The organism is Bacillus sp. HY001 (assembly GCF_007558965.1).
GTDB lineage: Bacteria > Bacillota > Bacilli > Bacillales > Bacillaceae_G > Bacillus_A > Bacillus_A mobilis.
In genome coordinates this window covers 91,557-111,613 of sequence record NZ_VLTE01000032.1, presented here as the reverse complement: position 1 = coordinate 111,613, position 20,057 = coordinate 91,557, and the positions used below count along the sequence as shown (strand labels likewise).

Sequence of the window (20,057 nt, the reverse complement as noted above, 5' to 3'; positions counted from 1 at the left end):
TCTATATCTTGAAGTTTTAATTCTATTTGGATTATACAAATTTATAATTGTAAATCCTGATAGGTACTCCATTTACAGAAATTCAATATCATTCTCAACCCTAAAAATTTGTTTTTTATGTGGATACTATGTTAACTGTTTGAGCTCTAGTTTCCTTGTGGGGGTTGAAGGGGTAAAAAATAAAGACGATGCCAGGTTTATTTCTGTTTGGGAGGCAAATTGTGAAGAACAAGTCATTGTTTAAAAATATTATATATAACTTTATTTATACAGGATTGAATTTACTTTTTCCACTAATAACAGCACCGTATGTTTCACGAATATTAGGTGCCTCTAATTTAGGTAAGGTCAATTTTGCTATGGTTATAGTCAATTGGTTTATTTTATTTGCTACTTTTGGCACAACTACCTATGGTATCCGAGAGATTGCAAAAATTCGAAATAACCAAGAACAGCTTAATAAACTTTTCTCGGAAATTTTCATCATTAATGGTGCTATGTCATTAATTGTTACGATTATCTATTACTTTGTCGTTTTTAATATTAGTAACTTTACTCTTGAATCACCACTTTTTTTAATTCTCTCATTAAGTATCATTTTAAATATGTTTTCCATTGATTGGTTTTTTCAAGGGGTAGAAGAATATCGTTACATAACTATACGAAATGCTTTTATTAAAATCTTTTCTTTAATATGTATATTTCTATTTATTAAACAGGAGGAACATTATGTTCTTTTCGGTTTAATTAGTGTTATTGCGAATGGCTTAAATGGAATCTTAAACTATTTGTATAGTAGAAGATATGTGAAATTACAGTTTAAAAATATAAAACCATTAAGACATTTTAAATTCCTTAAGATCTTTTTTATGCATACTTTTGTAGTCAATATTTATACAAATGCAGATCAAGCCCTTTTGGGATTTTTGATAGATACTAAAGCGGTAGCTTTTATGAACAGAACTAAAACTGTAGTTAGTATGGCTGTTGCAATATCTACAGCCATATCAAATGCAACTTTACCTCGTGCTTCATATTATATAAAAAAAGATAAATTAAAATTTCGTCAGCTTTTGAGTGAGGTCCCAAACTTTATTTTATGGGTTACTATTCCGATTACAATTGGATGTATATGCTTAGCACCGAGTATTATGTTCATATTAGGGGGGGAAGAGTTTTTAGAGGCGACTCTCTTATTTCAAATTTTAGCTCTTACTATTATTTGTTCACCTTTAGCTACGTATCTTCAATACCAAGTTCTTGTGGCCTCAGACAAAGAAAAGTTAGGCCTGTATTGTTCTATTATAACTAGTTTTCTGAGTTTACTCCTTAATATAATATTAATTCCCATAATTGGGTTTTTAGCGGCAGGTATAGTCCAAGTTATTTCAGAAATAAGCTCTGTAAGTATGAGATACTATATAGCAAAAAAGAAATTAGGATATAAAGAAATTAGCTTTATAAATAAATCTTCATTTAGTTATCTAGTCGCTGCATTATTAATGAGTGGTGTAGTCATTTATATACGTAGTATATTTAATAGCTTAGTCCTTTCATTTGTAATTGGTGCAGTTGCAGGTGCATTGGTTTACTTTATAGTCCTGTTATTAATGAAAGAGAAAGTAATGATGATTATTTTAAACAAACTTAAAGGGCCATTGTTTAAAAGGTTCAGTAATAGACATTAATACATAAATTAATGCGGATAATTAGTCTATATGTAGAGCTAATATAGTCATAAGGATATAACTTAGTTAAGTTCTTACAATGGGTTTCAAGGAGGAACACACTCTGTTCATATGATGTGCTGGCCCCTTGAGATAGCGAGAAACCTTTACTACCAATCCCAGCACAAAACAGAGTCAAATCGTCGCCTTGAAAATAAAGAATTAATTAAAAAAATATACAAATTCATCAAGATAACGAAAATCGTTATGGTGCGCCGAAGATTCATCAAATACTATTAGAACGGGGATTACGAGTAAGCATAAAGCGAGTGTAGCCACTCATGTATTGATATTTTAATTAATCTGCTCTTTAGATATTAAAATGCAATATATAAAAGTTTTTCAATAAGTAGAGGTGGGATAAAAATGAAAATCGCAGTAGCTGGAACTGGATATGTTGGTCTAGTAACGGGTGTCTGTCTTGCAGAATACGGACATTCTGTTACTTGTGTAGATTTGGATGATAAAAAAATAGCTTTAATGAAGGCAGGAGTTTCTCCTATCTATGAACCAGGTCTAGAAGAACTAATGGTTAGTAATATGGATAGATTAAGTTTTACAACTGATTATAAAGAAACCTATAAAGATGCAGATGTTATTTTTATAGGTGTTGGAACTCCAGAAAAACAAGATGGTTCTGCTAATTTAATTTATGTTTATGGAGTAGCTAAACAAATAGCTGATAGTATTGAGAAAGACTGTGTTATAGTTGTTAAATCAACAGTACCAATAGGTACAAATGATAAAATTGAAGATTTGATTAAGTCCAATTTAAAAAATGATGTAAATGTATATGTTGCTTCTAATCCAGAGTTTTTAGCACAGGGTACAGCTGTAAGGGACACGTTAAACGCATCAAGAATTGTTATTGGAGTGGAAGATGAGTTTGCTAGTGAGGTATTAAAAGAAGTTTATAAGGATTTTGATGCTCCAATTGTGGTAACGAATAGAAAAAGTGCTGAGATGATAAAATATGCTTCCAATGATTTTTTAGCTTTAAAAATATCTTTCATCAATGAAATTGCAAACCTTTGTGAGATTATTGGAGCTGATATAGAAGATGTGGCACATGGTATGGGATATGATGGTCGTATAGGAAATCGATTCTTAAATGCCGGTATAGGCTATGGTGGATCTTGTTTCCCTAAAGATACGAAAGCATTACATTGGTTGGCAAATTTCCATGATTATGAGCTAAAGACTGTAAAGGCAGCTATTGATGTAAATGAAAATCAAAAGCTTAAATTGATTAAAAAATCTCGAAAATACTTTGATAGTTTAAAAGGATTGAATGTAGCTGTCCTTGGATTAACTTTTAAACCTGGAACAGATGATTTAAGAGAAGCGCCTACACTTGTAAATATTCCAATTATGATTGAAGGTGGGGCGAATATTAGGGCGTGGGATCCAGTCGGCATAGATAACTTCAAAAAACTATACCCAGGAGTTACTTATTGTTATTCTATAGAGGATACCCTTAAGGATGCAGACGTTTGTTTTATTTTTACTGAATGGGATGATGTGAAAAACTTTGATTTAGGGAACTACAGTAAATTGATGAGAAATCCTATCGTGATCGATGGACGAAACTGTTATGACTTGATGAGTGTAAAAAATGAAAAAATCATATACGACTCAATTGGACGAGAAACAATAAATAGTTTAGAAATGTCTCGAGTATAGTATTTATTTAAAAGTAAATTCGGACCAGTTGGTCTGTTTTTTTATGGAGGGATTCTATGAAGCTTGTATTACTTTCTGGTGGTTCAGGTAAACGCCTATGGCCATTATCAAATGACACACGTTCAAAACAGTTTCTAAAAGTATTAGAAAATGAAGAGGGTACACGTCAATCCATGGTACAACGTGTATGGGGACAATTAGAGTCAGTTAATTTAAGTAATTCCGCAGTCGTTGCGACATCGAAAACACAAACAGAAATGATTCATAATCAATTAGGTACAGATGTACCATTAATTGTAGAACCGGAGCGAAGGGATACATTCCCAGCAATCGCACTTGCGGGTTCTTTTTTATTTTCTGAACAACATACAGATTTAGATGAAACGGTTATCATATTACCAGTTGATCCTTATGTAGAAGATGGCTTTTTTGAAAGAGTAAAGGATTTAGATGCGGCCTTACAAAATTCCGATGCTGAGCTAGCTCTTATGGGTGTTGAGCCAACATATCCATCCTCTAAATATGGTTATATTGTACCGAAAGAAGATAACACTTCACAAGAATATTTCAATGTGGCTCGTTTTACTGAGAAACCGAGTGAAGAAAAGGCAGTAACATTAATTGAGAAAAAGGCGTTATGGAATTGTGGTGTGTTTGCTTTTAAACTACGTTATTTAATCAATATCTTAGAAGAGAAAAACCTTCCTATTTTGTATCATGATCTTTCTAAGCGGTATGATCAGCTTCCAAAGATTAGTTTTGATTATGAAGTGGTGGAAAAGGCAAATCAGATTGTTGCTTTACCTTACAGTGGCTATTGGAAGGACTTAGGGACGTGGAATACCCTGACAGAAGAAATGGCTACACCTCAAATTGGGAAAGGTATTATTAGTGAAGACTCTAAAAATACACATGTAGTGAATGAGCTGGAAGTTCCAGTTACTGTAGTAGGTCTTTCTAATGTCGTTGTTGCAGCTAGTCCTGACGGTATCCTTGTTTCGGATAAAACATCTAGTCCAAAGATTAAAGATTTAATTGTTGCTTTTGATCAGCCACCGATGTATGAAGAGCGTATTTGGGGGCGGTCTAAAGTGTTAGACTATGCAAAGTATGAAAATGAAGAAATGGTAACGAAGCGAATTTGTATTGAAGAAAATAAAAATTCTACATATCACTATCATAATTTACGAAATGAAGTATGGACAATTATTCGTGGTGAAGGTGAGCTCATTTTAGATGATCATATTCGCCGTGTCAAAGCTGGAGATATTGTTCATATCCCAGCAGGGAAAAAACACGCGATTCGTGCGCTTAGTGAATTAGAATTTATTGAAGTTCAAACGGGGAAAGAAGTAGTTCATACGGATTTTGTTCGTTTATATACAAACTGGGATGATATTTTAACACATTATTATCAATCACAAGCACAAGTTATTATGTAACCGCTAGACTCTTCTAGCGTTTTTTTTCTTTCGAGGAGATTGTGATGAAAACATTTGCTTTTTATATTTCAGAATATGGATATGGACATGCGGCAAGGTGCACTGCTTTAATACGTGAGATGTTACAGGTAAGAAATGATATACGAATTATTGTTTGTCATTCATATGCATTAGGGTTTATTCGCGAATCGCTCAGGGAATATGAAGATAGGGTTATATTTCATGATGTGAAAACAGATGTCGGCTATGTTTTGAAGGAATATTCACTTGAATTAGATTCAGAGAAATTACAACGAACGCATGATATGTTTTATGAGGAATTACCAGAGAAGGTTCATAGGGAAGTTTGTTTTTTAACACCTTTTTGTGTTGATTGTATTGTCTCTGATATTTCGCCGATTGCTTTTGAAATTGGTAATAGGTTAGGTGTTCCAACTGTTGGTATTTCTAATTTTACGTGGTATACAGCTTATGAGCATGTTTTGTCAGTAAAATCACTGAAAGTACTTGAGGACATGTATGAAAAAATGGATTACTTTTACCTATTAGCAGGTGGTATAGAAAAGCAGTGGGCGAGGGAAAATACACTCTCCTTTAACTTTTATAGTAGAAAAGCAGACCCTTTAGAAGTAAGCAGAATTCGATTGGAGTTAAATCCAACAGGAAAGAAAAAACTCATTTTTATCCCCCTTGGAATGAAAATTGATGTAGGAAATATAACAGATCTATCTTTATGGAATGATGAAGATTCTGTGTTTATTGTTTCTAGTAATATGGATGTGCAGCATCCGAATGTACATCAAATTCCAAATGACTATACAGAATCACAAAACTATGTTGCAGCTGCTAATTGTATTATTTCAAAAGCTGGTTGGGGAACTGTAGGAGAAGCAATAGTTCATGAAAAACCTTTGGTGATTTTGAATCGAAAAGAGATGAATGAGGATCAAAATACAATTCACTTCTTAAGGTATAATCAATTATGTGAATTGACCACGTGGGAAGAACTTCAACATATAAATCCTCGTGAATATATAAAAGACACGTCATTTGAATACGAGAATGACGTGTCTAATATTGTCGCTCATATTTTTTTAAAAAAATATAAACGATGTATGAATTTAAGTGAGAAAGAAGGTACTATATTAGGATGAAAGCGCCGTTGTTTTTACAACCTGTTCTCCAAGAGAAAATCTGGGGAGGAAAATCATTAGCACAATTTAATTATGAGTTATCTTCCGAATTAGTTGGAGAATGCTGGGGCGTTTCGGCACATCCAAACGGTCTAAGTGTTGTAAGAGATGGGATGTATAAAGGTAAAACACTGGAACAGTTATGGAAGGAAAACCGTCAATTATTTGGGAAGTATTCTTCTGAAAGATTTCCGCTTCTAACAAAAATATTAGATGCCAATACAGATTTATCAGTTCAAGTACACCCAAATGATGAATTTGCTCATATGTATGAAAATGGTGAAATGGGAAAGACAGAATGCTGGTATATTATTGATTGTAAAGAAGATGCAGAGCTTGTGTATGGACATTATGCAAGAACACAGGAAGAGTTTCAGCACTTTGTTGCGGAAGGAAAATGGAGTGAATTATTGCGTCGCGTGGCAATTAGGCCAGGTGACTTTTTTTATGTGCCGAGTGGTACGGTTCATGCGCTTTGTGAAGGTACGATTGTACTAGAAACGCAGCAAAGTTCTGATACAACCTATCGAGTATATGATTATGATCGTACGGATGCTAACGGTCAAAAACGAGAACTGCATCTTGAAAAGGCTGTTGCCGTATCAATGATTCCTCATAGGGACTATAAAGTGAAAGCGAATGTAGTTGAGGAAAATGGTGCGATTATTACAACATTTGTACAAGAACAATATTTCTCTGTCTATAAATGGGAAGTGAGAGAGGAAGCTTCTTTTCAGCAAGATAAGCCTTTTCAACTTGTGAGTGTCATTGAAGGTGACGCTGTGATTAAAACTGTAGAAGGTGAATTTCCAGTGAAAAAGGGTGATCATTTTATCATACCAGCACAGTTAGGAAACTTTGTTATAAAAGGAAAGGTAGCTTGTATTGTATCCCATCCTTAATAAGGAATGTGAAACATCAAATTTGATTTTTGTTTATTGGTAATTCTATTGAAAAATCATGATTAAGTTGTTCGATTACGGATTACTTATGGTATATTCAAACTAACGAATTGTTATAAAAAGGAGAAACAACCATGCATTTCAAAGGAGTTATGAAAAAAGTTCATTAGTCGTTGGGGTTAGTCTTAGCTTAACAGCGTTTGCTGCACCAGTTGCACACGCGGATACGAATGGAAAAGAAGCTTCACAAAAGCTAGTAAGTGCATTAAAAACTTTACATCTTGATTACGTGGACCATTAATGTAAATGCAAGCTCGAGTGAGTGGAATTCTTTCAGGTGCGAAGGATGTGTAATTGTCAAGATGCATTTTTAAATAGTAAGCCAATCTTTAAAGACTACAATGAATGTTTGAAATGGTGTGGATTAAGTTAATGTATGATTGTTAATATGTTATATATGAAATTGATTAGAATATTACTACACTTTAACAATATATAATTGTTTGAAATGAGATATAATAGAATGGATTGGCATTCTATATCTTTGTATTTGAATTTATAAGCTGAAAGAAGGAAAAACTATGAAGAAAAAGATTTTATTTTGGATCCTAGGTATCATTGGCGTTCTTGTTATTGCTGGTGGTGTATATGCATATACTGTATATTCTAATGTGTCTAATGCGTTAAATACAGTGCATAAGCCTTTGGATCGTGATAAGTCCGATAAGCGAGATAAGAAAGTAGATATTGCAGATAATAAACCTATATCTATTTTATTGATGGGTGTAGACCAAGAGGATAATGGAACTGGTAGGTCAGATTCACTTATGTTATTTACTTTAAATCCAAAAACAAAATCTATGAAAATTACAAGTATTCCACGTGATTCTTATACAGAAATTGTTGGTAAAGGTAAAAAAGATAAAATCAACCATGCTTATGCTTTCGGTGGCATCGATATGTCTGTAAAAACAGTAGAGAATTTCCTAAATGTACCGGTTGATCATTACATTGAAGTAAACATGGCTGGATTTAGAGATATTGTAGATGCTGTTGGAGGTGTTGATGTAAATAACGATTTAGAGTTTACATCGAGGGATCAACATTTTGCTAAAGGTAATATCCATTTAAATGGTGAAACAGCACTAAAATACACTCGTATGCGTTATGAAGATCCACGCGGTGACTTCGGTCGCCAAATGCGTCAACGTCAAGTCATCCAAGCTGTAATTAAAAAGGGTGCAAGTGTATCTTCTCTTGCAAATTATGGTGATGTGTTAAAAGCGATTGAGAAAAATGTTAAAACAAGTTTAACGCAAGATCAAATGTTTGATATTCAAAAGAACTATAAAGATTGCATGGAGAATAGTGAAGAAATCCAAATTCCAGGTGATGGCCATAAAGCTGCTGATGGTATTTGGTACTATTATGTTCCAGATTCAGCGAAACAAGATATTACGAATAAGCTAAGAGCACATCTTGAAGTGACTAAGTAATATGTAATAACCCAACTCCTTTGGTAGGAGTTGGGTTTATTTTTGTGTGAATTTATATTAGTATTATATGTTGTGAGATTAATAGATGAGGTGAATCGATGAATAAGAAAGCAGTACTTGTCCTAGTTATTTTTGTATTGTTTGTCGCTTCGGTTGTGAGCGGTAAATTGTACTGGAATAAGAAAGTTGCGAATGCGACAGGGCAGACGAGTGAAGTAACGAAAACGAAGTCTGAAGTGAAAGATAGTGGAGCGAAGAAGACAGAGAAAAAACAAGATGCGAAGTCATCTTTTAATGAAGCATATGCGAAGAATTTACCAGATGAAGTGAAAGAGAAGTTGAAGAAAGCTGCTGAGGATAAAAAGGCAGTAAATCTAGTTATTGTTGGTGATGAAGCTTCTTCATCTGAAAAAGATGCTTGGGCAGCTAAGTTAACGGCTAATTTAGAGACTACTTACGGTAAAGGTTTATGGAATGTGACGGTAAAGGAATATAAGGGTGAAAGCACAGAAGAGTTAATCGCAAATAAGCGTGATAAAGAGATTGCGAAAGATAATCCAGATGTGATTTTATTCGAACCACCATTTATTACGGACAATGGTAAAACTGGTAATGGAAACTCTGTTGCGAGTACGCAGAAATTTGTTCAAGCACTTTCTACTAGTGCAAAGGGCGCTACGATTATGATTCAACCACCAAACCCAGTGTATGGTGCGAAGAATTATCCGAAGGCGATTGAGGCGTTAAAGCAATTTGCAACGCAAAATGGTTATACATATGTGGATCATTGGGGAGTATGGCCTGATGCAGCAACGAAGGCTATCCTGCCATATTTAACAGAAGAATTCGGTTTCCCAAGTGCTAAAGGGCATGAAGTTTGGGCACAATATGTAACGGATTATTTCGTTGCTAAGTAATAAAGGTACACAAAAGGTATACGAGCAATCGTATACCTTTTATAATAAGAGAGTGAGTAAGAAATCCTAATATATGTAGGAGGAAGACAATGAATTCAATTCTAATCTGCGGTGGAGCTGGTTATATCGGTTCTCACGCTGTGAAAAAATTAGTAGACGAAGGTTTATCTGTAGTAGTAGTAGATAACTTACAAACTGGTCATGAGGATGCAATTACAGAAGGTGCGAAGTTTTATAATGGCGACCTTCGTGATAAAGCGTTTTTAAGAGATGTTTTTACACAAGAAAATATTGAGGCTGTTATGCATTTTGCAGCTGATTCTTTAGTTGGAGTTAGTATGGAGAAGCCTCTTCAATATTATAATAACAATGTGTATGGTGCGCTTTGTTTATTAGAGGTAATGGATGAGTTTAAGGTAGATAAGTTTATTTTCTCTTCTACTGCGGCGACGTATGGTGAGGTGGATGTAGACCTTATTACTGAGGAAACGATTACAAATCCAACGAATACGTATGGAGAAACGAAGTTAGCAATCGAGAAGATGCTTCATTGGTATAGCCAAGCTTCTAATTTACGTTATAAGATTTTCAGATACTTTAACGTGGCTGGTGCAACGCCAAATGGTATTATTGGAGAAGATCACCGTCCAGAGACGCATTTAATTCCTCTTGTATTGCAAGTGGCATTAGGTCAACGTGAGAAGATTATGATGTTTGGTGAGGATTATAATACACCAGACGGTACTTGTATCCGTGATTATATTCATGTTGAAGATTTAGTGGCAGCTCACTTCTTAGGGCTTAAAGACCTACAGAACGGCGGAGAGAGTGATTTCTATAACTTAGGAAATGGTAATGGTTTCAGTGTAAAAGAAATCGTTGATGCAGTCCGTGAAGTTACAAATCATGAAATTCCAGCTGAGGTAGCACCGCGCCGTGCGGGAGATCCAGCACGTTTAGTTGCTTCTTCTCAGAAAGCGAAAGAGAAGTTAGGATGGGATCCTCAGTATGTAAATGTGAAAACAATCATTGAGCATGCTTGGAATTGGCATCAGAAGCAACCTAATGGGTATGCTAAATAAAATATAATAAGTGAAAGAGAGGGTATTGTCGTTCAACATATGTTCGACAATACCCTCTCTTTTTTTATAGGATTTTTGCTATACTAAACTGTACTATAATACGGGATGGAAGGAGGAGAATAATGAAAATACTTGTAGTGGATGATGAATCGAGTATTCGTAATTTGATTCGGATGCAGCTTGAGATGGAAGGGTATGAAGTGCTCACGGCGGCTGATGGAAGAGAAGCTTTAGAGAAATGGAATGAAGGGCCGGATGTATTGATTTTGGATGTTATGCTTCCAGATACAGATGGGTATGAGTTGCTTCGTTTGTTCCGTGAGAAGAATAGGGATATTCCAGTGCTGATGTTAACTGCGAAGAGTCAGATGAATGATAAATTGCTTGGTTTGCAGCTTGGTGCGGATGATTATGTGACGAAGCCATTTAATTATGCGGAGCTTATTCTTCGGGTCAAGAATATGACGCGGCGTGTGAAGAAGACAGAGGTAACGGTAAGTCATGAAGTGATTGGGGCGGGAGAGATAACGATTTGTCCTAAGGAAAGAAAAGTGCATGTTAGTGGACAAGAAATTCAGTTAACGTACCGAGAGTTTAATTTATGTCAGTTGTTTGTTTCCAATCCGCAGCGTGTATTTATGAGAGATGAGTTACTTGAGAAAGTATGGGGATTTGAGTATATCGGAAATACGAGAGCAGTTGATATTATGGTGCAAAGACTGCGGAAGAAGCTAGGGAATAGCGGAGAATATATTAAGACAATTTATGGCGTTGGCTATAAACTGGATTGTTAAGTGGTGATGGTATGTCTTTAAAAAGAAATATGGTGTTTGGAATAGTGGGACTGTTAATCCCGATTTTTGTTCTTTTGTACGCAGTTGTTTATATTACGTTAGAAAAGAATATGTATCATAACGCGGCAAATTCTTTAGAAAAGTTAAGTGTAGAAGCACAAATTTATACGATGAATTATTTAGAGAAGGAAGCAGAGGTAGAGACGCTCGGTCCTAATTCGCTTTTAATTGCTTCGTATTTAGCGAAGCGCATGGATGTACGTGTACAGATGATTGGGAAGAATGGAGATGTTGTGGCGGATACGCAAAAGGGAGCACTTCTTCATCGGAATATCGATATTGCGAGTTCTTTGAAGGGGAAGAAATCGTATGTTTTTGAAGAAGGAGACCCAGCTCCAATTCTTTTGTTTTCAAGCCCAGTGTATTATGGAAACGATGTCATTGGAAGTGTTCGTTTTATAAATGAGTTAACGGGTGAGAAGGAAGTTTTAACGAATGTCGGTTGGACGTTTTTAATGACGTCTCTTTGTCTCGTAGCAGCGGGTATTTTCTTTGCAATTCGTTTAGCAAAGTCTCTTCATAAGCCGATTGATCAGTTAAGACAAATGGCAGGGCGGCTTGCGAATGGGGATTATAAAAGCAAGATTGAGCTAAATGAATATGTGGAAATTGCTCAGCTTTCAGCATCTTTTAATGCGATGGCCGATGGAATTGAATTGCATATTAAGCAATTGAAAGAGGAGAAAGAGAAGCAAAAAGATTTCTTAGACCGCATTACGCATGAGCTAAAAACACCGCTAACGGCGATTATTGGCTATGTGGATTTAATTCCAAAGTTAAAGGCGAAGGAAGATGTACAAGAGAGCCTGCGTTATGTAGCTGTAGAAAGTGAGCGTTTATTATCACTTGTAGAGGAGTTACTTAAGTCCTCAAAGTACGGGACGAGTACGTTTGAAGTGTCACCTACAGTTGTGAATATAAAAGAATTAGCAGAAGAAGCAGTTTCAATTGTGAAACCTCGCCTGCAGAAATTTGAGATTGAAGTGATAAATGAGTTAACAGATGTACATGTTGTTGCAGATTTCGATAAGACGAAACAGATTTTCTTAAACGTGCTTGATAATGCGATAAAATATAGCGATGCTACGCAAATTCGTATGAATGTAATTGTAAATGAACGTGAGGCGAAGGTTTTTGTTCATGATGATGGCATTGGTATAGATGAAGGTGTGCTTGCAGAGTGGAATGAATCGCCAGAAGGGAAGGTACTTCCTTCTAGTTACGGGAATGGTTACGGTTTGTATATTTGTCAGGAGATTATGAATAAGCAGGGCGGAAGTATGCGAATTGAGAGTAGTGAAGAGGTAGGAACTACAATATTTATTACATTTTTGCTTCCGAGACGGATGGAAGACATAAAAAACTTGAAAGCGGTTAAATGATACATTTATGAAACAATTATGCGGTATTTTCGAAACAACGTTTTTTTATCTTGGAGGTAGGCAGAAATGAAAAGGCTATCATTTCAAATTCTTATGTTTGTCCTTTGTATAATTGTTTCTCTTATTTTGTTTTATGTGATGGAGAAGCAAATATACAATCGAATCACAATAGTGAATGACAAACAAACTGTTTTACAAAGGGTGAATGAATCCCTGCCTACTGAAATGAAGGTTAGGCATGAAAAGTGGGGAGAAATTGTTATAACGGATGAAGTTCGTTTGCATACAATTGTTTCATTCTTTGACCGAATTCAAATAGAACCGAGAGAAGCTAAGAATCAAGAACAAGTATTTACTGGAGAAGTAACGTACTTGAATGGACATAAACGTACTTTTGCAGTAGGTGACTTGTTCCAGTACGGGGCTGATATGTACGGAAAGAATGGTACGGATCCAATGATTTCAGCATTTCAAACGTATTTGTTAAGCCTGTATTACACACCAGAACGTATTAGTGATTTTTTTGCGTCAGCGCAGGATGTCATAGTGCGCCAAGGTGATGTAGAACGTGCGATGAATCTTACGCACATACTTGATTCGATTCGGTACGCAAAGCAAATTACAGATTACGGAGAAATACAGAAATTATTACAATCACAGAATGAACCGATTGCTTATATTACCGCTTATAAAACAGGGAAGCGTATAAAGAATGAGCGAGAAGACATTCTTACTATTTCTGTATATCCATCGTACTTTGTTGTGCAATATCTCGGTGATAATAATGGGAATGTCATGTATATGAAAAGCTCCCTCGCAAATCTATTTGTAAAGGAGAATGTGTCATGAGAAAGATAGCCTTTTTCTTCTTTTTGCTAGTAATTGGGGGAGCGATGTCTAGTTGCTCTCGAGATACAACCTCTATTAAATATAATAAAAATGGTCTCCCTATTTTGGAGAATCGTCATCTTGTTGCGTATGTAGCAGCTCGTGAGGAAGTGGGTGAAGCTTTGCTTTCATCATTTTGTAAACCACGCGGCTGTACGTATGAATTTATTCGTCTTTCGACAGAAGAGCTTCTTCGGAGGGTAGAAGAGGAAGCTGGAAATCCGAAAGCGGATATTATTATTGGCGGTACGGTAGATGCGCATCAAATGATGAAACAAAAAAATCTATCTATTCCTGTTACGAGTCAGCATGCGAATCGTATTTCAAAAACTGTTAAAGATAAAGACGGTTATTGGTACGGTTATGAAGTGGAGAAATTGGCAATTGCGATCAATAAAGAGCGGTGGAATGAAGAAATAGCACCGCTCGGACTTCCTTATCCATCAAGGTGGCAAGATTTATTAAATCCAGTATATAAGGGAAAGATTGTGATGCCAGATCCAAATGTATCAGGAACAGCATATACGTTTTTTCAATCACTTATTGATACGGTAGGTGAAGAGGAAGCGAGGGAATATGTGAAGAATCTCGCAGGACAAGTTGGTGAAGTAACGGTGAATGGTTACGTACCAGTCGAGCTTGTTTCAAGCGGTGAGTATATGATAGGCATCAATTTCATGGGAGATCAGAGAATGCTTCAAAAGCAAGGCTTTCCAATTGTAAGTATTGTACCTGAGCAAACAGGGTTATCTGTTAATGCGATTTCGAAACTAAAACGTGCACCGAATGGTATTATTGCGGATTTATTTATTGATTATTGTTTATCAGAAGAAGCGGGTCACATTTTAGAAAAGGTTTCGTTTGGCGTACCAACGATGTTTGCGAAGAATGAGAAAGAAATTGAAGGACAGCCGGTTAGAAGAACAAACAAAAATATATCAAATAGTGGAATAATCGAGATATGGAATAGACAGCGTCTCTCTCAGAAGTGAGAAAAGGAGACGAAAATATATGTTTAAATGGCTTAAGCCAGCACCTGCAATTGAAAGATTGCCAGCGGATATGATTGATCGAGTATACAAATTACTACGTATCCGTGTATTGATGGGAATTTCAGTTGGGTATGCTGCTTATTATTTAGTTCGTAGTAACTTTACGTTATCAAGTACGTATTTAGTACAAGAATATGGGTTTAGTACAGCTGAAATTGGACTACTAGGTTCAATCATGGCAATTGTTTATGGATTTAGTAAGTTCTTTATGGGGAATTTGTCAGATAAAGCTTTCGCCCAGCGCTTTATCGCAGTCGGTTTATTCTTATCAGGGCTTGTAAATATTTGTTTCGGTTTTGCATCGTCATTTGGAATGATTGTTACACTACTTGTTCTAAATGGTATTGTACAAGGTATGGGAGCACCACCTTGTAGTATCGTTATGACGAAATGGTTCTCAAAGAAAGAACGTGGTACGAAAACAGGTATTTGGAATATTTCACATAACGTTGGCGGAATGCTTGTGCCACCACTTGTCGGAATTGGTGTAGCTATTTTTGGTGAAAATCATTGGCAAGGCGGCGTGTTTATTTTCCCTGCGATTATCGCAATGGTAATTTCAGTTCTTGTTTGGATTAATGCGAAGGATACACCAGAATCAGAAGGTCTTCCTCCAATTGATGAGTATCGTAATGACTATGAAAATCTTGAAAAAGCAGATCATGCTAACAAGATGTCACCAAAAGAAATTTTAATGAAATATGTAGTAAAGAATAAATTTGTTTGGTTCTTATGTATTGCAAATGCATTTGTGTATTTAATTCGCTTCGGTGTTATTAACTGGGTTCCACTTTATTTAACGACAGTTAAAGGATTCTCAAAAAATGAAGCACATGCGGCGTATGCAATCTTTGAAGGTATGGCAATTCCAAGTTCATTAATCGTTGGTCTTTTAAGTGATAAATTATTTAAAGGAAAACGTATGCCATTATGTATCATTAGTATGATCGGAGTTGTTATTGGTACGTTTGTATATTGGCAAGCAACTAGCATACTTGTTGTAAGTATTGCAGTTTCTATTATCGGTTGTTTAATTTATGTACCACAGTTCTTAATCGGTTTAAGTGCGATGGAATTAGTACCGAAATTTGCAGTAGGTACGACAGTTGGTATGTGTGGTCTGTTCGGTTATGTAGGCGGAAGTCTTGTAGCAAACGCAGCAATCGGTGTTATTGTTGATCGCTCTGGCTGGGACGGTTGCTTCATCTTACTATTAACAGGTGCAGTTTTATCAACAATCTTCTTGTTCATCGTTCAACGTGGACATGAGAGAAATGCTCCTAAAGCGGCATAATATTTTGTTTGAAAAGCTATCCAATTATTATTTTGGATAGCTTTTTTTATATTAATATAATCTTTCCTTAAATCTATCTTAAAAGACAATATGTCATATTTCTAATCATTGGAATTTTTGTTACAATATAAATGGATGTGTAAAACTTTGTAAAAAGAATGTAATAATATGTAATCTGTTTTCAGAAAGTTTTATACAATTTTTATATTAAACTATCAAGTTATAAAGGGAGCGAGAAAATGATACCAAATACGGTTCGTACTCCAAACAAGAAGAAGAAGTGGATTATTATCGGGGTTATTGCACTAATTGTTATTGTAGCGGCGGTTAATATTTTTGTAATGCAAGGGAAGAAGAAAGGCGCAGCAACAACAGCTGATGCTGTAAGTTTTGAGAAGGTAACGGAGCGAAAGCTTAATAATACGAAGTTAATTGCGGGACAGGTGAAGCCTGCAAATATTGAAAGTTTCTATGCTGATCCAACTAAAGGAAAAGTGAAAGAAATTGTAGTGAAAGAAGGGCAAGAGGTAGAGAAGGGAACGAAGTTATTCTCTTATGATAATGAAGAAATGAATCTTCAAATGAAGCAAGCTGAACTTGATCAGAAGATGGCAGATATGCGTTATGACCAAGGGAAGAAGAAGATTGATTCGCTGAAGAAAGAAATTAAGAAGGCGAAAGATAGCGGAGCTGGGAAAGAAGTAACAGATCCGATGGAAGAGCAAGTAAGTGAGTTGGAAATGGCGCAAAAGACAACTGATCTTGAGAAAGAAAAAGGAAAGTTACAAAAAGAAGAGTTAAATAAAAAACAGAAAGAACTTACGGTTTATAGTAATTTTGCTGGTGTTGTTCAAAAGTTAGATAAAGATGCGGCGCAAAGTTCATCGCAAGCTTTAGGTGGTCAAGGGAAAGCATTTTTACAAGTAGCGTCTAAAGATCCATTCCAAGTTCAAGGGACGTTAACTGAGCTTCAGAAGTCACAAATTCAACCAGATCAAACATTTACTGTAACTGCGAAAGCAAATAGTAAGAAGAAGTGGACTGGTAAGATTACAGAAGTAAGTGAATTCCCAACGAGTGCAGAGATGGCTCAAGCAGGCGGTATGGGTGAAGCAACTCAAAATATGTCCCAATATACATATAAAGCAAGTCTTGATAGTCAAGATGGTTTATCTCCAGGTTATCACGTTTCTCTGCAAGTAAATTTAGAGAATAAGACGATGATTGCTGTTCCAACTAAGAGCATTGTGGAAAAAGACGATGATGCATTTGTTTATGTTGAGGATAAAGGAAAGCTTCGTAAACAAAATGTGAAAAAAGGTTCTACTGATGGAGACTGGACAGAAATTACTGAAGGCGTAACAGTGGGGCAAAAGGTGGTTAAAAATCCTTCCGACGATGTGTATGACGGAATGGAAGTGAAAGAGAAATGATTACGTTAAATAATATTGCTAAAACGTATTATCAAGGGAAATTAGCAGTGCCGATCTTACATGATATTAGTTTAACGATTCAAAGCGGTGAGTTCGTTTCGATTATGGGGCCGTCTGGTTCTGGTAAATCAACGCTTATGAATATTATCGGTTGTTTAGATCGTCCAACAGAAGGCGAATATATGCTGAATGATGTGAATATCTTAACAGCAGATGAGTCAAAGCTTGCTTTAATTCGTAATGAATATATTGGCTTTGTGTTTCAGCACTTTAATTTGCTGCCGCGTCTTTCAGCAGTAGAAAATGTTGAACTTCCGCTCGTATACGGTGGCGTGAAGAAAGCAGAGCGTCGTCAAAGGGCTCTAGAAGCGCTTGGTAAAGTCGGTTTGTCAGATAGGGTCCATCATCTGCCGAATGAATTATCAGGTGGACAGAAGCAGCGTGTAGCGATTGCAAGGTCGATTGCGAATAACCCAACATTCATTATGGCCGATGAGCCAACTGGTGCGCTTGATACGAAGTCTGGTGAGCAAGTTATGAATATTTTCACGAAGCTTAATGCAGAAGGTACAACGATTGTTATGGTTACGCATGAAGAGGAAGTAGCAGCGTATTCTTCCCGCCGCATTGTACTGCGAGATGGGAAAATTACAGAAGATAGAAGGTGTGCGGTATGAGTTTACTAGATAGTATAAAAATTGCCCTATCTTCTATTTTAGCTCATAAACTGCGTTCAGCTCTTACGATGCTTGGTATTATTATCGGTGTTGGTTCTATTATTACTGTCGTTGCGATTGGGCAAGGCGGGGAAGCGATGCTGAAGTCAAAAATCGCTGGTTCTGGTGATAACCTTATGCCAATTCAGTTTAAACCAGATATGAATGATGAGTTTGCAATGGGTGGATTTGAAGTACCGAAGTTAACAGAAGAAGATATTATGGAAGTAAAACAAGTGAAGAATGTATCCCACGTTATTACAACAAATCAGGGGATGGAGATACTTGATGTAAATGATAAAAAAGCAAATCTGAATATTATTGGTCTTGATAATGAATATTTTGCAGTTAATAAAGTAAAGGTCGTAAAAGGACGTACTTTAAACGAATCAGATATTTCTCATGCAAATAACGTTATGATGATTAGTACAAAAACAGAAGAAGTATTATTTAAGGATGTAAATCCAGTCGGACAAATTATTGAGATGAAGGGACAACCAATGCAAATCATTGGTGTGTACAGATCTGATAATGAGTTTATGGGATTTGAAATGGAAGAAGGGTTAATCCCGCTTACGTTATGGCCTGTTTTATACGGAACAGATGATATTCAAAATATCGCAATTCAGTCTAAAAATGTAGATGATTTAGAAGTAGCTGGGAAAAAGGCTGTTGATGTATTAAATAGCCGTAAGCCAAGTGAAATTCCAGGTAAATATGAACTAGTAAACTTAAAAGAATTCCAAGAAGGGGTTTCTAAAGTTACTAACATCATGACGATGATCATCGGCGGTATCGCTGGTATTTCGTTAGTCGTTGGTGGTATTGGTGTAATGAACATTATGCTCGTATCTGTAACAGAGCGTACGCGCGAAATTGGGATACGTAAAGCACTTGGGGCAACACGTAGTAAAATTTTATTACAGTTTTTAATTGAAGCAGTTATGTTAACACTTCTAGGTGGTTTAATCGGAATTGGTCTTGGATATGGCGGGGCATATATCGTTTCCACATTTGCAAAATGGCCACCACTCGTTTCGTGGGAAGTTGTCGTTGGAGGCGTACTATTCTCTATGACACTCGGTATTATTTTCGGATTAATTCCGGCGAATAAAGCTGCTAAATTAGATCCAATTGAAGCATTACGTTATGAATAAGTTAATAGTGTAGTAGAGAGGGGGCTCTCTACTACACATTACCGTTCTAGTGGGCGGTTCGTAGCCTCATAAGAGGAAGTGAACCGCCCGTTAGAACGGGTTATATAAATAGAAGGAGGCGTTATAATGGAGGCGAATTTGAATACACAAAAAGCTGGCGGAGAGAAGCCATCATTGTTTGGAATGATTACTTCTCCTGGTTTACAGTTTGAGAGAATGAAGACGAGCGAGAAAGTTTGGGGTATGTTCTTCTTAATGGCGCTATTACAAGGGCTATTAAGTGCTTTTACTACATACGTTACGAATACGTCACCTGAGATGGTGAAAGTGAAAAAAGAACTAGGTGAATTCGCAGGACAGAGTTCACTGACATCCGATGTTATTTCTGGCATTGTGTCGGGTACTATAGGTGGTATGCTGGCAACATTCGTTGTTGCAGCTATTTATAAAGTGTTTATGATGTTCTATGGGAATGATACCTCTTATAAAAAATTAGTAACGATTATTGTATATGCGAACATTGTTGTTATTATTGGTGGATTTATTAATGGTATTATCGCTTTCATTTTAGGTGTTGCACCAACTGCATATACAAGCTTAGGACCACTATTTGAGCAAGGTTCAGTTGCTTATGGAATAGGGAGTTCGATTGAAGTATTTTATTTATGGAATATCGTTTTAATTTGGTTAGGACTGCAAATTACAGCGGGAGTAAGTAAAGTGAAAGCAGCGATTCCAATTATCGTTTTATTCATCATTAAAGCTTTATTCTTAGCAGCAATTGTTATGTTAATTGCGGCATTTTTACCAAATATGCCAGTATAAATAAGGAGGCGTTA

17 protein-coding genes and 1 pseudogene are annotated in these 20,057 nt (G+C 36.1%); all 18 read left to right on the top strand.

What is annotated here, in order from left to right; translation table 11 throughout:
- Nucleotides 1-221 precede the first annotated feature (221 nt).
- The 18 genes and pseudogenes from FOT98_RS17220 to yknW all read left to right on the top strand — a co-directional run bounded on the left by FOT98_RS17220 (nt 222) and on the right by yknW (nt 20,043).
- Nucleotides 222-1,688 carry a flippase gene (locus FOT98_RS17220; protein ID WP_063262303.1) on the top strand — a complete coding sequence of 489 codons (1,467 nt, stop codon included), beginning with the start codon at nt 222-224 and terminating at the stop codon, nt 1,686-1,688.
- Nucleotides 1,689-1,775: 87 nt separating this feature from the next.
- Nucleotides 1,776-1,999 (top strand): annotated as a pseudogene (locus tag FOT98_RS32950) (IS3 family transposase); the annotation flags it as partial.
- Between the two features lie 94 nt (nt 2,000-2,093).
- Entirely contained in the window at nt 2,094-3,410 is a 1,317-nt protein-coding gene (locus FOT98_RS17215; RefSeq protein WP_063262302.1) for a UDP-glucose dehydrogenase family protein, read from the top strand.
- Nucleotides 3,411-3,466: 56 nt separating this feature from the next.
- On the top strand, nt 3,467-4,852 hold the full coding sequence (locus FOT98_RS17210; RefSeq protein WP_063262301.1) for a sugar phosphate nucleotidyltransferase: 1,386 nt from the start codon (nt 3,467-3,469) through the stop codon (nt 4,850-4,852).
- Nucleotides 4,853-4,896: 44 nt separating this feature from the next.
- On the top strand, nt 4,897-6,006 hold the full coding sequence (locus FOT98_RS17205; protein ID WP_063262300.1) for a glycosyltransferase: 1,110 nt from the start codon (nt 4,897-4,899) through the stop codon (nt 6,004-6,006).
- A complete protein-coding gene (gene manA, locus FOT98_RS17200) occupies nt 6,003-6,947 on the top strand; it encodes a mannose-6-phosphate isomerase, class I (protein ID WP_063262299.1) in 945 nt (314 codons plus the stop codon). Before FOT98_RS17205 ends, manA begins: the two co-directional genes overlap by 4 nt.
- A 581-nt stretch (nt 6,948-7,528) precedes the next feature.
- Nucleotides 7,529-8,443, top strand: a complete 915-nt coding sequence (gene tagU / locus FOT98_RS17190; RefSeq protein WP_063262298.1) for a polyisoprenyl-teichoic acid--peptidoglycan teichoic acid transferase TagU — start codon at nt 7,529-7,531, stop codon at nt 8,441-8,443.
- 98 nt (nt 8,444-8,541) lie between these two features.
- Nucleotides 8,542-9,360, top strand: a complete 819-nt coding sequence (locus FOT98_RS17185) for an SGNH/GDSL hydrolase family protein (RefSeq protein ID WP_063262297.1) — start codon at nt 8,542-8,544, stop codon at nt 9,358-9,360.
- 89 nt (nt 9,361-9,449) lie between these two features.
- Nucleotides 9,450-10,442, top strand: a complete 993-nt coding sequence (gene galE, locus FOT98_RS17180) for a UDP-glucose 4-epimerase GalE (protein WP_063262296.1) — start codon at nt 9,450-9,452, stop codon at nt 10,440-10,442.
- Nucleotides 10,443-10,564: 122 nt separating this feature from the next.
- Nucleotides 10,565-11,236, top strand: a complete 672-nt coding sequence (locus tag FOT98_RS17175) for a response regulator transcription factor (RefSeq protein ID WP_061679386.1) — start codon at nt 10,565-10,567, stop codon at nt 11,234-11,236.
- An 11-nt stretch (nt 11,237-11,247) separates the two neighbouring features.
- Nucleotides 11,248-12,678: a HAMP domain-containing sensor histidine kinase gene (locus FOT98_RS17170; RefSeq protein ID WP_063262295.1), complete on the top strand. Its 1,431-nt coding sequence runs from the start codon at nt 11,248-11,250 to the stop codon at nt 12,676-12,678.
- 66 nt (nt 12,679-12,744) lie between these two features.
- The gene (locus FOT98_RS17165; RefSeq protein WP_000826638.1) at nt 12,745-13,527 is read left to right on the top strand and encodes a DUF3919 family protein; all 783 of its coding nucleotides are present in this window, start codon (nt 12,745-12,747) and stop codon (nt 13,525-13,527) included.
- Complete coding sequence (locus FOT98_RS17160) at nt 13,524-14,558, top strand: ABC transporter substrate-binding protein (protein WP_063262294.1); 1,035 nt, start codon at nt 13,524-13,526, stop codon at nt 14,556-14,558. The genes FOT98_RS17165 and FOT98_RS17160 overlap by 4 nt, the downstream gene beginning before the upstream one ends.
- A gap of 19 nt (nt 14,559-14,577) precedes the next feature.
- A complete protein-coding gene (gene pgtP / locus FOT98_RS17155; RefSeq protein ID WP_063262293.1) occupies nt 14,578-15,912 on the top strand; it encodes an MFS transporter in 1,335 nt (444 codons plus the stop codon).
- Nucleotides 15,913-16,151: 239 nt separating this feature from the next.
- Nucleotides 16,152-17,345, top strand: coding sequence for an efflux RND transporter periplasmic adaptor subunit (locus FOT98_RS17150; protein ID WP_063262292.1), 1,194 nt, complete (start codon nt 16,152-16,154; stop codon nt 17,343-17,345).
- Nucleotides 17,342-18,022, top strand: coding sequence for an ABC transporter ATP-binding protein (locus FOT98_RS17145; RefSeq protein ID WP_048542605.1), 681 nt, complete (start codon nt 17,342-17,344; stop codon nt 18,020-18,022). The genes FOT98_RS17150 and FOT98_RS17145 overlap by 4 nt, the downstream gene beginning before the upstream one ends.
- A complete protein-coding gene (locus FOT98_RS17140) occupies nt 18,019-19,218 on the top strand; it encodes an ABC transporter permease (protein WP_063262291.1) in 1,200 nt (399 codons plus the stop codon). The genes FOT98_RS17145 and FOT98_RS17140 overlap by 4 nt, the downstream gene beginning before the upstream one ends.
- A gap of 126 nt (nt 19,219-19,344) precedes the next feature.
- Nucleotides 19,345-20,043: a YknW family membrane protein gene (yknW, locus tag FOT98_RS17135; RefSeq protein WP_063262290.1), complete on the top strand. Its 699-nt coding sequence runs from the start codon at nt 19,345-19,347 to the stop codon at nt 20,041-20,043.
- Nucleotides 20,044-20,057: the final 14 nt, after the last annotated feature.

Coding starts and splice junctions, on each gene's coding strand:
- tagU (WP_063262298.1), top strand. CDS start 7,529: ATGAAGAAAAAGATTTTATTTTGGATCCTAGGTATCATTGGCGTTCTT.
- FOT98_RS17175 (WP_061679386.1), top strand. CDS start 10,565: ATGAAAATACTTGTAGTGGATGATGAATCGAGTATTCGTAATTTGATT.
- FOT98_RS17215 (WP_063262302.1), top strand. CDS start 2,094: ATGAAAATCGCAGTAGCTGGAACTGGATATGTTGGTCTAGTAACGGGT.
- FOT98_RS17205 (WP_063262300.1), top strand. CDS start 4,897: ATGAAAACATTTGCTTTTTATATTTCAGAATATGGATATGGACATGCG.
- FOT98_RS17160 (WP_063262294.1), top strand. CDS start 13,524: ATGAGAAAGATAGCCTTTTTCTTCTTTTTGCTAGTAATTGGGGGAGCG.
- galE (WP_063262296.1), top strand. CDS start 9,450: ATGAATTCAATTCTAATCTGCGGTGGAGCTGGTTATATCGGTTCTCAC.
- FOT98_RS17165 (WP_000826638.1), top strand. CDS start 12,745: ATGAAAAGGCTATCATTTCAAATTCTTATGTTTGTCCTTTGTATAATT.
- FOT98_RS17150 (WP_063262292.1), top strand. CDS start 16,152: ATGATACCAAATACGGTTCGTACTCCAAACAAGAAGAAGAAGTGGATT.
- FOT98_RS17145 (WP_048542605.1), top strand. CDS start 17,342: ATGATTACGTTAAATAATATTGCTAAAACGTATTATCAAGGGAAATTA.
- FOT98_RS17140 (WP_063262291.1), top strand. CDS start 18,019: ATGAGTTTACTAGATAGTATAAAAATTGCCCTATCTTCTATTTTAGCT.
- FOT98_RS17185 (WP_063262297.1), top strand. CDS start 8,542: ATGAATAAGAAAGCAGTACTTGTCCTAGTTATTTTTGTATTGTTTGTC.
- FOT98_RS17210 (WP_063262301.1), top strand. CDS start 3,467: ATGAAGCTTGTATTACTTTCTGGTGGTTCAGGTAAACGCCTATGGCCA.
- FOT98_RS17170 (WP_063262295.1), top strand. CDS start 11,248: ATGTCTTTAAAAAGAAATATGGTGTTTGGAATAGTGGGACTGTTAATC.
- pgtP (WP_063262293.1), top strand. CDS start 14,578: ATGTTTAAATGGCTTAAGCCAGCACCTGCAATTGAAAGATTGCCAGCG.
- yknW (WP_063262290.1), top strand. CDS start 19,345: ATGGAGGCGAATTTGAATACACAAAAAGCTGGCGGAGAGAAGCCATCA.
- manA (WP_063262299.1), top strand. CDS start 6,003: ATGAAAGCGCCGTTGTTTTTACAACCTGTTCTCCAAGAGAAAATCTGG.